This is a genomic window from Pseudopedobacter beijingensis (assembly GCF_042678145.1).
Lineage (GTDB): Bacteria > Bacteroidota > Bacteroidia > Sphingobacteriales > Sphingobacteriaceae > Pseudopedobacter > Pseudopedobacter beijingensis.
In genome coordinates, this window is sequence record NZ_JBHUDG010000015.1 from 203,644 (window position 1) to 216,725 (window position 13,082).

Below are 13,082 nucleotides of genomic sequence, written 5' to 3' on the forward strand. Positions count from 1 at the left end.
CCTGAATTGCTACTAAAGCAATTTCAACAAGATGGAAAGTATCAGAAATCCTCCTAATTTAAGACGCAATATCTTAATAGCATTACTCATTTGTTTTTTTACAGTCTTATCAGACAAATTCAATTCTTCTGCTATTTGCTTATGAGACATATTTTGAATTCTGCTCATTTCAAAAACCTGACGCATTTTTGAGGGTAAGGCAGCAACTTCCTTTTCTATTTTTTCCTTAAGCAATCCCTCTCTTAGTCTATAGTCGGTAATTGCTTCTGAGCTGGCTACAAAGTTTGCCAAAGATTCAATATAATTGTTCTTCACTTTATCGCGCTGAATCAGATTCAGGACTTTATTTCTTACAGCGGTATACAAGTAAGAGCTTATCGAAAACTGAAGGTCTATAGCTTTTATTTTATCCCATAAACTCACAAAGACTTCCTGAACAACATCCTGAGCCAAGTCCTGATCCTTTATCAGCCGATATGCATGTTTATATAGCAATGCCCAGTATCTATCGTAAATTTCGGCAAAAGCATTTCTATTCCCGTTCTTCAACAGGTCAAATAATTCTTTATCACTATAGCTACTGTAAGTATTCAAGATAATGGTGTTTATATCGGCTTGTAATAATATGTCTAAATTAATTATTGATATTTATTAAAACAAATATCAATAAAATGTTATAAACCAAACCTCGTCAAACTTAGATATTCCCTATATTGAGTATATTAAATTTATGTTATTTAATAAAATCTGATGGTTATTACTAGTAAAGATTTGGATAACACAAAATCCCCCCCTATTGGATAAGGGGATTCTTAGAAGAACTATTTCTTATCTAAAGTATGCGACATCTATATGCTGTTAATTAGGAGAACAAAGTTATGGATTACTAAATTTCCGAAATATTAACCAATTATCAAGAGTTTTTAAAGGAATAGTATTAAGAGCCTGTTTAAAAGTCGCAATAAAAAGAGGGTTAAAAGAATTGAATATTTACAACTCGTTTTAACCCTCTGCTATTTGCAATGAATAAAATACAGATTATTTATTCAAAAACTTTTTCATTTTAGTCACCTTAAACGGCTTTTTAACTGCAAAATGAGCTGCATTTTGAGCCACTGCAGCCTCTCTATCCGATACTTTTTCAGGCTTAAAAGAGTTACCAATAACACTTTTTCCAAAAATGGTTTCATACCAAGTACAAGAAGCTGTATACCTACCCACATTTAAATCAAGATGGTATCCATCACGACACATGTTATCTCCAATAAAAGATGTTCTGGCATTTTGTATGGCAGTACCAGCAGGAACAAGAATATTGAAAGGAACTAATTTCATAGCCTTTTTACTGGCATCAATAATCCCATTGTACATAGTCATCTGATCTTTATTGTAGTTAGCAAACCCTTTGTGCGTAGAGTTTTGAGCATAAGCCCAGGTTTGATGAAGAACATATTTGACGTTAGGATTTGTAGCCCGTTCTTTTACATACTTAAACAATAAGGGTAATGGCTCAACGTAAGTATCTGCCTGTCCCGATTTAGGGCTTGCTTGCTGAAAGCTAATATAATCCCAATCTTCATCAGCCAGTGCTTTAGAAATAGAAGTTTTTGGAAAGCGTTCTTTTTTACCATCTACATCTACTTTACGATATTCATAGGCCGATTTATCCGTACTCGCATTTTTCCAATGCAAATCCAAAGGCGCGCCACCAATATATAAATTACCAATAATAACCTTTATCCCGCCTGCCTTTGCCAGTCCATATAAATAATGTTCAATAGCGTCTTCCGAGAAGCTATTACCTATGGCTAAAATCTTAATTACCTTGTCTTGTAATTGTTTTGACTCTGCTTTATCCTTGGCTACTGAAATGTTCCCCAATAACAATACCACGGACAGAGATAAAAACAGTCTCCTGCTAATTTTCTTAAAAGTCATCTTCATTAGAATTTTTATTTGTTTAATTTAGATTTTGACCAACAATAGTACAAATACTTTCTTAACTTACCCTAAGTAAATTATACATTAGGGTTTATTTCCCCTATGAAATTACTTTTTAATCACTTCCGATATCGCCTTACCAATACTTCCATTAGGTGCTTGTATATGTAGTAAAGCCGCTATTGTAGGCGCTATATCGCACATAGAATAAGTATCTACTGATTTCCCCTGATTAATGCCCCATCCCATAAATACGAGTGGAATATGGGTATCAAAAGGATTCCACAAACTATGAGTTGCCCCTTTTGCACCTCCTAAAGTCCACCCCGGTTCCGGAATAAATGCAATTTCACCTGTCCGTTTTGCATTGTACCCATTAATCATCTTTTCTTTAATGAGTTGCGGAATCGACGCCATCCCAATATTCTCCATATCTGCTGCAAACTGTATACCCGGTTGTTTCATTAGCAAACTTACCACATCTCTTTTCAGCTTCTCATAATCGACTCCTTTTTCTGCCGCTTGTTTAGCATTCAAAGAAAGATATATGCCTGTATTTCCCGTTACTATTTTTTTTAGACCATAACGCTCCTCTACCATTTTATTAACAGCAGCCATAGCATTTTTCTTTAAGCCCAGCATTCCCGTCGGAATATTATGTTCTTCTAAAAACATGGGATTATGCGCACCTCCATGGTCAGCAGTTAAAAACACGGTATAATTCCCTTTACCTACTTTAGCATCAAGGTATTTAAAAAAAGAAGAAAGATCTTTATCCAATCTCAAAAGCCCATCTTCTGCTTCAACTGAATTTGCAGAATACATGTGTCCAATATAATCTGTAGAAGCACAATTAATGGTCAGAAAGTTAGTTACTGGCCCATTTGCCAAATCATACCCCTCTACAGTCGCCTTAGCAAACTCAAGAGTCAGTGTGTTTCCGAAAGGCGTTTTTCTTATATTTTCTGTATTGATCTCAAAATACTTTTTAATATCATGAGGAAAAACCGGTTTCTTCTCCCCTGCAAAAAGTCCTTCCCATGGCACATTATCAGGCGTACTTTGCACATAAGTTTCCATAGGATATAAAGTATGCCAACCATCTTTCACCAAATTGCGACCTAACTTCTTACTATTAAACACATTTACCCAATCAGGTAAATCTTTCATATAATAAGTACTGGTGATAAAATTATCACTTTCATTATCCAACCAAAAGGCTGCTGTTGGTGTATGGCCTGCAGGCATAATTGCTGCTCTATCTTTTAATGAAACACCAACAATTTTAGAGCGAAAATTAGTAGCCAAAGCCAGTTCATCGGTAACAGTAGAAGCTAACAGATTTCTGGGTGACATTTTTCCTGCAGCAGATTTACTTCCTACGGTTTGTTCCACAGTATCTTCGGCGCAATACCATTTTCTACCAGTAAGCTGATCTGTAAAATTGTTTGAAGTAATTCCGTGAATGGCAGGTACCGAGCCTGTATAAATAGTAGAATGCCCTATAGCTGTTACTGCCGGTAAATGGGTAATATAAGTATTTTCGCAGCTAAACCCCTCGTTAAGCAATCTCTTAAAACCTCCGTCCTGATAACGATCATAATACCTGTACAAATAATCCCAACGCATCTGATCTACAACTATACCTACCACTAAACGAGGTCTGGCTAAAGTTTTTTCCTTCTTTTGAGCGAAAGAGGATTGAGAGACTATTAAAAATAAGAATAATAAAGAACGAAGTGTTTTTAATTTTTTTAGTTTATTCATCTGTTATTTTTAAGGATAGGTTTAAGCGCGCCGGTAAAAGTAGTATTTATAGACTAAAATTTAAAAGATAATTTCAATTCGGCTCACTCTATTTATTTGATAAACAATACAGTCTCTACCATACGTTGTCCATAATGATCAAATTTTTTATTATCCGTTGGATAATTAACAATGCCATTATGGGGCTCACCTTTCACCCACATCATAGTAGAACCACCACCATCAATATTCATTGCCGATCGCGGATTAAAATACCTACTCAAAAATGCAGTAAGCTCTTTGGCAGACATTCCCAAGGCCTTTTTATTTCTACCATCCACCGTAACCAACAATAAATTTCCTTCCCGGCTAACAGCTATTGCGGTACGCGGGTGCCTGATGCCCTGGTGCTTCAGATAATGCTCGTAATGCAATTTTTTAAGATTTACACCTGCAGTATCAGCAAAAGTTAAACCCACAGGTTTAAAATTATCGATCAGCATAGGAGCTCCTGTCATAATGTTTTCCGATTTTATCTTTCCAAAATCTTCAGACGAAAAATGAATAGCAAAATCAGTCCCCTCATTATTAAAAGTAAACATCCCCTGATGTTTCCACCAATAAATACTGCTTTTAGGAACTTTTACATTTTGTATATCTATACCTTTCAACCGAAGGTGCATATAATCTGCAGAATCTTTTTTTTCGATAAAATAAGTAGCATTAATTCCTGCCAGAGCTCCAGAAATTCTACTCGCAAAAACAGATAAAGAATCCTTCTCTTTTTTATAATCCAACAGCATTTTACCCATTTTTAGTTTAGGATTAAAGCTGATGACATTTACATTCTGATTGGCAAATTCGCCATCGGTAACAGCATTAAACTTGTACCAGATAACATCTTTTCTAAGGGTATCTGTAGTCCACCCGGTTTTATCTTTTAACTCGGTAACCGATTGGAGCTTTTTGCTTTTTTGACTCACACATGCCGAAAACGCAAACGTAACGGCTAACAAATAACTGGTCTTTAACATTTATTTTTGTTTTATTGATATACACTACTTACTACCCTTTGCGGTAAACAGATCTATTATCCTGAGCACCTCTATACCGTATTCCGCTCCACAAGGATTAGGTCCTTTATTTAAAAAATATGCCACCACTCGTTCTATCATGGGTTGTTGTACATGTTGCGGATGTGCTATTTCTATTATTCTATCTTCATGTATAGAGTCTATTTTTATACTTGTACCCCCAAAGAAGTTAAAATTTATTTTCCCCTCCGTTCCTATAATCTCACAGGTATCTATATTTTCGGGCAGCAGATTATTAAAGCTCCATATTCCATTAAACATTATATTGTTCTCAAATAGCAATTGACCACAGATAAGGTCATCTGTACCGGATTCTTTTTTCTTACTTGTTGCCAAACCAACGGCAGCTTTTACATCTCCAAAGAGATAAATCATAAAATCTAGTTGATGAGGTGCCAGATCATGAAAAAGACCGCCACCGGATATTTCCGGATTTGTTCTCCAATTTTCTGTAGTTTGTGCGATAATAGTATGATTTCCCCCTTGTATAACCTGCAAATTAATCAGGTTTACTTTTCCGATAGCACCATTATTTATCAGTGTTCTAACCTTCTCAAAGTAAGGCATTGCCCGTCTATAATGTGCAATCACCAATTTATTTCCTGTCTCATCCGCTACAGCGTTCATATTTGCACAACCAGCAACAGAAAGCGCCATCGGCTTTTCAACATATACATCCTTTCCTGCCCGCAGCGCTCTAATAGTTAACTTCTCGTGGCTTGAAGGGGGCGTCGCTATGTATATGGCATTTATCTCGGGATCATTTATCAACTGATCGGCATCAGCATACCATTTTCCCACCTGATGTCTTTGAGCATAATCTGCAGCTTTTTCAGCATTGCGCCTCATAACTGCAAGCAGAGAAGAATGAGCAACTTTTTTAAAGGCAGGACCACTTTTCACCTCAGTAACATCACCACACCCTATAATCCCCCATTTTATTGTGTTTTTTTCCATATATCATTGCGTTAACGAGTTCAAGGTAATATTTTAAGATTCATGGTTTATTAAATACTGTCTATTTCAGAAACAATTTTAAAGCTTGTGTCAACTAAAATAAGCGTAGCCACTGCCCCTTTATTAATAAAGACAAAAAATAACCAAGATAGGGTATTAAAAACCCAAACAAAACCACAAACAACTCATAAACAAGCAAATAACTACTAAAATTCCTTACTATCATTATATACTATCCTCATTAAAAATCAAAAGAAAAGCTTTTTTGGAATAATAGTTGCCTATTTAGTTTTATATCAAACAAATATTTATGAAAAATTTAATGAAAATTTCAGCAGCACTATTATTAATTTCGGTAATATTTGCTGCGTGTAGTAAAAAAGACGACCCTGCTGATAAAGATTTATTTGTAGGGACTTACAAAGGTACTGTTGACTACAAAGCGGAAGGTGTAAGTAAACATAGCGATGATGGACATGTACGGGTAGTAAAAACAGGAAACAATTATTATTTTGTTTTTTCTGACGATATACCTAATCTTACAGGTGTAGAATTTGAAAAAGGAGAGAACTCTGTTATTTCTATAGGTAGCGACGAAGCGAAGTACATAAAAGTAACTGCAAATAGCTTAAAAATTGCCTATACCAAAGATGGGGCTATATGGACCGCTGATTGTACCAGATAGCATTTGTTAAATGTTTATAAATGTATAATAGGTGCTATTTTCTGTTTTTGTCTACAACAATTATAGAGAATAGCACCTTATCATTTATTTCGTCTACACATCCATTTAAACAGCAAATTCCCTGCTTATCTGATATTTTTATCCTTGTATTTTTCACCAATAAATTAAGTACTGTTTTACTTGGCTCTCTTTCAACTACTATCTCTTGGCTCCCTCATTTTAATCAATAGAAAAACAATTAAAAATCACCCAATTGCTGATGGTACTTGCCTCTATCAAATAAACTTGGAATAGCTACTTAACAGGGACAAACTCACTTATTATATCTGTTAGATTCGTATTAAATCCCTTTATAATCTTTATAAAATTCCTGTTTATAAAAACTCTATATTTTAATACTTAGAAGTTATTCTAATCCTTAGAAAAGGATAATTCGTTCTGAAAATATTTACTGTACTTTCTACGATCAAATTTATAAAGTTTGGCGGCTCTATAAGACACGCCTTTTTGCTTCTCATCCAATTCTTTTAAGATACCGTATGCCAATATTTTCTTTCTAAAATTACGTTTATCCAGCTTCTTATTCAGGATTACTTCGTACAAGTTTTGTAACTGAGTAAGTGTAAATTTCTCCGGTAAAAGTTCGAAAGCTAAAGGTTGGTAACTGATCTTATTTTTTATCTTTTCAAAGCCTTTCTCAAAAATTTTCTGGTGGTCAAATGCAAGTTCCGGAATCTCTTTAATAGACACCCATGATGCCTTCTTTGCTGAGTTGGTTATGGGTTGTAATTCCTTATTTCCCTGTAACCTGATCATCGCAAAATAAGCCACCGTAATGATACGCCCCTGAGGGTGTCTTCCCAGTTCTCCAAACGTATAAAACTGCTCCATATAAATTCCCTTCAACCCTGTTAATTCGTACAAAATACGTTCAGCAGCGGCATCTATACTTTCGTCTTTATTGACTAAATGACCGGGCAATGCAAACCAGTCTTTGTAGGGTTCTTCATTCTTTTCTATCAAAAGAATTTTTAGCTCTCCCTCATCAAATCCAAAGATGACACAGTCGACTGAAAAAATCGAGTTCAGATAAATCGGTAAATAAGTCAAAACGATAAATTATAAGTTCATTAATCAACCACAACGGCAAAGTTTAAAAAAAATTTCGAAAAAATAGCACTTAGTGTAAAAAATACACGTATATTAGTACTCCCAAATTACATGATTATTTCTCAATTTAATGTCTAAAATAAAAAAAATAGCAGTATTCACTTCAGGAGGCGACGCACCGGGCATGAACGCCTGCATTAGGGCAGTTGTAAGAACAGGAATTTATTATGGTTGTGAGGTGATAGGTATCAAACAGGGATACCAGGGTATGATAGATAAAAATTTCTTCCCTATGAATCGCCATTCTGTAAGCAACATCATGCAACTTGGCGGCACTATATTAAAAACAGCGCGCTGTTTGGAATTTAAGACCGAAGAAGGGCAACAAAAAGCTTATGACAATTTAAAAGAAGCCGGTATAGATGCTTTGGTAGCTATTGGTGGTGATGGAACTTTTACCGGAGCGGAAAGACTTTCCAGAAACTTTAACATTCCTGTAATGTGTGTACCGGGTACAATTGACAACGACCTTTACGGAACGGATTTTACTTTAGGTTTTGATACGGCGACTAATACGGTTATAGATGCCATAGACAAGATAAGGGACACTGCTGAATCTCATGACAGATTGTTCTTTATTGAAGTTATGGGACGGGATGCCGGATGTATTGCTCTACGCGCAGGAATTGCCGGAGGTGCAGAAGCCATTATGCTTCCTGAAAAGGAAACCGCTATTGATGATTTGATAAATACCCTGGAAGCAGGTGCTAAAAACGACAAATCTTCAAGTATTGTAATTATTGCCGAAGGTGATAAAAATGGCGGAGCATATAATGTCGCTCAAAAAGTAAAAGAAAAAATTGACTACTTCGATACAAAAGTTACTATCTTAGGCCACTTACAAAGAGGAGGAAGCCCTAGTAGTTTTGACAGGATATTAGGTAGTAGAATGGGCTTCGCTGCTGTAAAGGCTATCCTTAGAGGCGAAACCAGACAAATGGTTGGCTTAAGAGGGAACAATATCAGCTTTACAGATCTGGAACAATCTATTTCGGGACATGAGTTTAAACTGGAAGAAGATTTGATGGAAATGTCAACCATATTAGCATAAATGATAGCTGTCATCTATAGTGGATCTAGGTTTGCCAATTGGAAAATTGCAGATAAGGATCAGGAATTATTTGAAGTACGTACGCAGGGAATAAACCCTTTCTTTAATGATGAAAAGTATATTCTTAATTTATTGAACAAGAATATTAAATTTGTGCACCACGCCGAGAAAATCAAGAAGATCTATTTTTTTGGCGCAGGGGCAACATCCGCAGAAAGGAATGAGATTATCCAGAATGCGTTTTCTCAATTTTTCAGGTTCAGCAAAGTATTCGTATACCACGATCTTGATGCTGCAGCCAGAGCCACTTGTAATGATGAACCCGGCATTGTGTGCATTATGGGAAGCGGCTCTAATGCAGCTTACTTTGATGGAAAAAAAATCACAGAGAACAACTATGGATTAGGCTACGCTATTGCTGATGAGGGTTCTGCAAATTGGTTAGGAAAAATGCTGCTTAAACAGTATCTGACAAATAGTCTTCCTGCTGATTTCAGAAAAATATTCAACAAAAAATATGATTTAGACAAAAGACAGGTGCTTGATAAAGTATATAAACAGGCTCACCCTAATCTTTTTCTAAGTTCTTTTGTAGATTTGTTACTGGAAAACAAAGAACACTCGTTCGTAAAAGACTTTGTAAAAAGTGGTTTTTCTTTGTTTATGGATAGTTATCTTATTCCTTTACTGGATAAATACGGCCATAACCAACCGGTTAATTTCGTAGGTACGGTTTCGGCAAATTTTGACAGTTATTTATTAGAGGTGGCTAAAAAAAAGGATATAGAGGTAACCCAGATTATTAAAGAGCCTCTACATAATTTATTGAATTATTACGCAAATAAAAATTAAAACAAAAATGAAAATTGGAATTAACGGATTCGGTAGAATAGGAAGATTAGCTTTTAGAGCTGCAATAAATAGAAGTGACATCCAAATTGTAGGTATTAATGACCTTATCGATGTTGACTATATGGCTTATATGCTAAAATACGATTCTACTCACGGTAGATTTGACGGTACAGTTGAAGTAAAAAACGGCAATTTAGTTGTTAACGGTCAAACTATCAGAGTTACTGCAGAAAAAGATCCTGCAAACTTAAAATGGAATGAAGTAGGTGCAGAATACATCATTGAATCAACTGGTTTCTTCTTAACTCAGGAAACAGCACAAAAACATATCGAGGCTGGCGCTAAAAAAGTAGTAATGTCTGCTCCTGCTAAGGATGACACTCCTACTTTTGTTATGGGGGTTAACCATAAAAGCTTAAAAGCAGATCAGAACATCGTTTCTAATGCTTCTTGTACTACAAACTGTTTAGCTCCTATTGCTAAAGTATTAAATGATAAATTTGGTATTGTTGAAGGTTTAATGACTACTGTGCATGCTGTTACAGCTACTCAAAAAACTGTTGATGGTCCGTCTGTAAAAGACTGGAGAGGTGGACGTGGTGCTTACCAAAACATCATCCCTTCTTCTACTGGTGCAGCCAAAGCTGTAGGTTTAGTATTACCTGAATTAAAAGGTAAATTAACTGGTATGTCTTTACGTGTACCTACTGCAGACGTTTCTGTTGTTGACTTAACTGTACGTTTAAACAAAGGTGCATCTTACGAAGACATCAAAACAGCTATGAAAGAAGCTTCTGAAGGTGAATTGAAAGGCATTTTAGGATATACTGAGGATGAAGTAGTTTCTACAGATTTCTTAGGTGATGCCAGAACTTCTATCTTTGATGCAAAAGCTGGTATTTCTTTGAACGACAACTTCGTAAAAGTAGTATCTTGGTACGATAATGAGTGGGGTTACTCAAACAAAATCGTTGATTTGGTACAACACATGGCTACATTATAATCATCTATTGATGGATATCAATCATAAAAGGCAATCATCCAAAAGATGGTTGCTTTTTTTATGGAAACAACATTTATCATACTATGCAAGCAAAACATCATCCCCAGCCTAATCAAACAGCTGTAAGAACCGCATTATGGCGAGCCCTGCATTTGCAGGCAGACCCACTTCCACATATTCTGGAAGATGCGATAGGGATAAAATTGGTATCTCCTGAAAAAGATTGGGAAAAACAACCAGATATGGATCCTGATTTTACCAGAAGGGTGCGCTTAGCTATTGTAACCAGAGCAAGGTTTATGGATGATCTTGCTACAACTCACTTTAGAGCGGGAATTAACCAATATATTATTTTAGGCTCAGGACTAGATACTTTTGCCCAAAGACGATCACAGCAGCTAGATGGATTGCAGATATTTGAAATTGACCACCCGGACACCTTAACCTGGAAAGAGCAAAGATTAAAAGAGCTCGGCTATACTATACCACCATCTTTACATTTTGTTCCAGTAAATTTTGAAGAGCAAAAATCGTGGCTAAAGGCCTTAGAAAAATCGGGATTTGACAGCACCCAACCTGCTTTTATTGCCTGTACAGGTGTAAGTATGTACCTTACCCAAGAAGCTATTCTAGATACTTTAAAGCAAATATCCCGCTTAGCTTCAGGATCTAAATTGGTCATGACTTTTATGCTGCCCTTTAATCTTATTTCAAAAACAGATCAGCCATTGCAACAAATATCCATAGATGGGGCAAAAAAATCAGGTACTCCATTTATTAGTTTTTTTAGCCCCGAGGAAGCTATTGATCTAGCTAATAGCTGCCATCTAAAAGAAATACAGATTGCTACTTACGAAGATCTCGAAAATATTTATTTTATTGACAGAAGTGATAATTTAAGTCCTGCTGATGGAGAAATATTCCTGATGGCAGATATTGGATAATCCTAAAAAAACATAAATAATTAACGGGACTTACCTAATCATTCTATTTATTTATCACTTTCAGTAACCTAATATTTTAGAATTCTATAATTTATAAAGGATTTTTCAAAGCTCAGACACAATAGTTTCCGCATATTTAAGCTATTTAGAGGGGTTCTGCGTAAGAAATAAAAAGATTTTAAAGCTATTTTACTTTTTCAGTAAATTTTTCCAAAACAAAAACTACTTTTGCCATCTGAATTTTAAATATAAAATACACTCATTTTTGACTGATTTTACCTTGGTAAATTAAACAGAAACGAGAGCATAGTGGTCAAGTTTTTTATAACTTACTAATTATATGCCTTTTAGCTTTCCTAAAAAGGAAGCTAAACAAAGTAAAAAAACAATAAAACATCATTTTTATTGTTAATTTTACCAAAGTATAGCAGATATATTAAAAATTCGATATATATTCGAGGGAGCTAATTTTAATTTTTCAAAAACGAAATAGCAAAAATTAAAAGAGAGATTTCTTGGAATCGCCTTTTAATAGAGATATAAAAAACATTATAATGAACTTTCAAAAGATGTTAAAAACAGAAGTTGCAATTACTCTTGTAAAAGAGACGTTAAGAAACCAACTTATTAGTCAGCTCAACCTCATACCTGTATCTTCTCCTATTGCTGTATTAGACGGCACAGGTATTAATGACGACTTAAATGGTATCGAACGCCCGGTTGCATTTCCTGTAAAAGCATTGGGAGAGCAAAGAGCAGTTGTAGTACATTCTTTGGCTAAATGGAAGAGATTGAGACTAAAACAGCTTGAAATTGACCTAAACTCTGGGATATTGACGGACATGAGAGCCTTACGTCCTGACGAAGACTATACTCATATCCATTCTATATATGTAGATCAGTGGGATTGGGAAAAAAGAATTGATCCTTCTCAAAGAAACCTGGAATACTTAAAGCAAACTGTTTCTAAGATATACGACGCTTTAAAATACACCGAGAAATTTGTTGAGCAAACTTATCCGGAAGTAAAGGCGATATTACCTGAAAACATCAAATTTATTTCTTCTCAGGAGTTATTGGATAAATATCCTGATTTGACGCCGAAAGAACGCGAGAATGCCATAGCTAAAGAATATGGAGCTGTATTCTTATATGGTATTGGCGGAAAATTAAGCAATGGCGAACCTCATGACGGAAGGGCCCCTGATTATGATGACTGGAGCACACTTAACGAAGAAGGTTCTTACGGATTAAACGGAGATATTTTGGTATGGCACCCTATCTTGAAATGTGCTTTCGAACTTTCTTCCATGGGAATAAGAGTTGATAGAGCGGCACTAGCCAAACAATTAGAACTAAGAGACAGTACTGAAAGGGCTCAACTGTCTTTTCACAAAATGTTACTTGACGGACAACTTCCTGAATGTATTGGAGGCGGAATAGGTCAGTCTCGCGTCTGCATGTTTATGCTTAAAAAAGCACATATTGGCGAAGTACAGGTTAGTATCTGGGCCGAAGAAGAGATTGAAAGACTAGCATCTCAGGGAATAGAATTACTATAATATCCTGAATATAAAATAAACTTTACTGCAAAGGCTGTAAAAGTAAGGGTTTCTTTATTTTTTACAGCCTTTGTTCT

The 13,082-nt window shown here is 35.5% G+C and carries 12 protein-coding genes; 6 read left to right on the forward strand and 6 right to left on the reverse strand.

Features of this window, described 5'->3' with window-relative positions; translation table 11 throughout:
- Positions 1-12 precede the first annotated feature (12 nt).
- From ACFSAH_RS10345 to ACFSAH_RS10365, 5 genes are all read right to left on the reverse strand, one after another.
- Positions 13-594 (reverse strand): RNA polymerase sigma factor, encoded by a 582-nt coding sequence (locus tag ACFSAH_RS10345; protein ID WP_379662656.1) that lies wholly within the window; start codon positions 592-594, stop codon positions 13-15.
- A 444-nt stretch (positions 595-1,038) separates the two neighbouring features.
- Positions 1,039-1,938, reverse strand: coding sequence for a DUF4886 domain-containing protein (locus tag ACFSAH_RS10350; RefSeq protein ID WP_379662657.1), 900 nt, complete (start codon positions 1,936-1,938; stop codon positions 1,039-1,041).
- A 111-nt stretch (positions 1,939-2,049) separates the two neighbouring features.
- Positions 2,050-3,708: an alkaline phosphatase PafA gene (gene pafA / locus ACFSAH_RS10355; RefSeq protein WP_379662658.1), complete on the reverse strand. Its 1,659-nt coding sequence runs from the start codon at positions 3,706-3,708 to the stop codon at positions 2,050-2,052.
- A 92-nt stretch (positions 3,709-3,800) separates the two neighbouring features.
- Entirely contained in the window at positions 3,801-4,721 is a 921-nt protein-coding gene (locus ACFSAH_RS10360) for a phosphodiester glycosidase family protein (RefSeq protein WP_379662659.1), read from the reverse strand.
- A 24-nt stretch (positions 4,722-4,745) separates the two neighbouring features.
- Entirely contained in the window at positions 4,746-5,738 is a 993-nt protein-coding gene (locus ACFSAH_RS10365) for a Gfo/Idh/MocA family protein (protein WP_379662660.1), read from the reverse strand.
- Between the two features lie 310 nt (positions 5,739-6,048).
- On the opposite strand from ACFSAH_RS10365, the gene ACFSAH_RS10370 reads away from it, so the two are divergent.
- Complete coding sequence (locus ACFSAH_RS10370) at positions 6,049-6,423, forward strand: hypothetical protein (RefSeq protein ID WP_379662661.1); 375 nt, start codon at positions 6,049-6,051, stop codon at positions 6,421-6,423.
- A gap of 411 nt (positions 6,424-6,834) precedes the next feature.
- On the opposite strand, the gene ACFSAH_RS10375 is transcribed toward ACFSAH_RS10370, so the two are convergent.
- Complete coding sequence (locus ACFSAH_RS10375) at positions 6,835-7,533, reverse strand: NUDIX hydrolase (protein ID WP_379662662.1); 699 nt, start codon at positions 7,531-7,533, stop codon at positions 6,835-6,837.
- A 130-nt stretch (positions 7,534-7,663) separates the two neighbouring features.
- Between ACFSAH_RS10375 and pfkA the strand changes: the two genes are divergently transcribed.
- The 5 genes from pfkA (at position 7,664) to asnA (ending at position 13,005) form a co-directional block, all read left to right on the forward strand.
- Entirely contained in the window at positions 7,664-8,644 is a 981-nt protein-coding gene (gene pfkA, locus ACFSAH_RS10380) for a 6-phosphofructokinase (RefSeq protein WP_379662663.1), read from the forward strand.
- Complete coding sequence (locus tag ACFSAH_RS10385; RefSeq protein WP_379662664.1) at positions 8,645-9,496, forward strand: hypothetical protein; 852 nt, start codon at positions 8,645-8,647, stop codon at positions 9,494-9,496.
- A 7-nt stretch (positions 9,497-9,503) separates the two neighbouring features.
- On the forward strand, positions 9,504-10,499 hold the full coding sequence (gap, locus tag ACFSAH_RS10390) for a type I glyceraldehyde-3-phosphate dehydrogenase (RefSeq protein WP_379662665.1): 996 nt from the start codon (positions 9,504-9,506) through the stop codon (positions 10,497-10,499).
- An 83-nt stretch (positions 10,500-10,582) separates the two neighbouring features.
- Positions 10,583-11,443 (forward strand): class I SAM-dependent methyltransferase, encoded by an 861-nt coding sequence (locus ACFSAH_RS10395; protein ID WP_379662666.1) that lies wholly within the window; start codon positions 10,583-10,585, stop codon positions 11,441-11,443.
- A 554-nt stretch (positions 11,444-11,997) separates the two neighbouring features.
- Positions 11,998-13,005 carry an aspartate--ammonia ligase gene (gene asnA / locus ACFSAH_RS10400; protein WP_379662667.1) on the forward strand — a complete coding sequence of 336 codons (1,008 nt, stop codon included), beginning with the start codon at positions 11,998-12,000 and terminating at the stop codon, positions 13,003-13,005.
- The last annotated feature ends 77 nt before the right edge of the window (positions 13,006-13,082 follow it).

Excerpts from the sequence above, each read along its gene's own strand:
- asnA (WP_379662667.1), top strand. The coding sequence starts at position 11,998 with ATGAACTTTCAAAAGATGTTAAAAACAGAAGTTGCAATTACTCTTGTA.
- ACFSAH_RS10395 (WP_379662666.1), top strand. The coding sequence starts at position 10,583 with ATGCAAGCAAAACATCATCCCCAGCCTAATCAAACAGCTGTAAGAACC.
- ACFSAH_RS10370 (WP_379662661.1), top strand. The coding sequence starts at position 6,049 with ATGAAAAATTTAATGAAAATTTCAGCAGCACTATTATTAATTTCGGTA.
- ACFSAH_RS10350 (WP_379662657.1), bottom strand. The coding sequence starts at position 1,938 with ATGACTTTTAAGAAAATTAGCAGGAGACTGTTTTTATCTCTGTCCGTG.
- ACFSAH_RS10365 (WP_379662660.1), bottom strand. The coding sequence starts at position 5,738 with ATGGAAAAAAACACAATAAAATGGGGGATTATAGGGTGTGGTGATGTT.
- pfkA (WP_379662663.1), top strand. The coding sequence starts at position 7,664 with ATGTCTAAAATAAAAAAAATAGCAGTATTCACTTCAGGAGGCGACGCA.
- pafA (WP_379662658.1), bottom strand. The coding sequence starts at position 3,708 with ATGAATAAACTAAAAAAATTAAAAACACTTCGTTCTTTATTATTCTTA.
- gap (WP_379662665.1), top strand. The coding sequence starts at position 9,504 with ATGAAAATTGGAATTAACGGATTCGGTAGAATAGGAAGATTAGCTTTT.
- ACFSAH_RS10360 (WP_379662659.1), bottom strand. The coding sequence starts at position 4,721 with ATGTTAAAGACCAGTTATTTGTTAGCCGTTACGTTTGCGTTTTCGGCA.
- ACFSAH_RS10385 (WP_379662664.1), top strand. The coding sequence starts at position 8,645 with ATGATAGCTGTCATCTATAGTGGATCTAGGTTTGCCAATTGGAAAATT.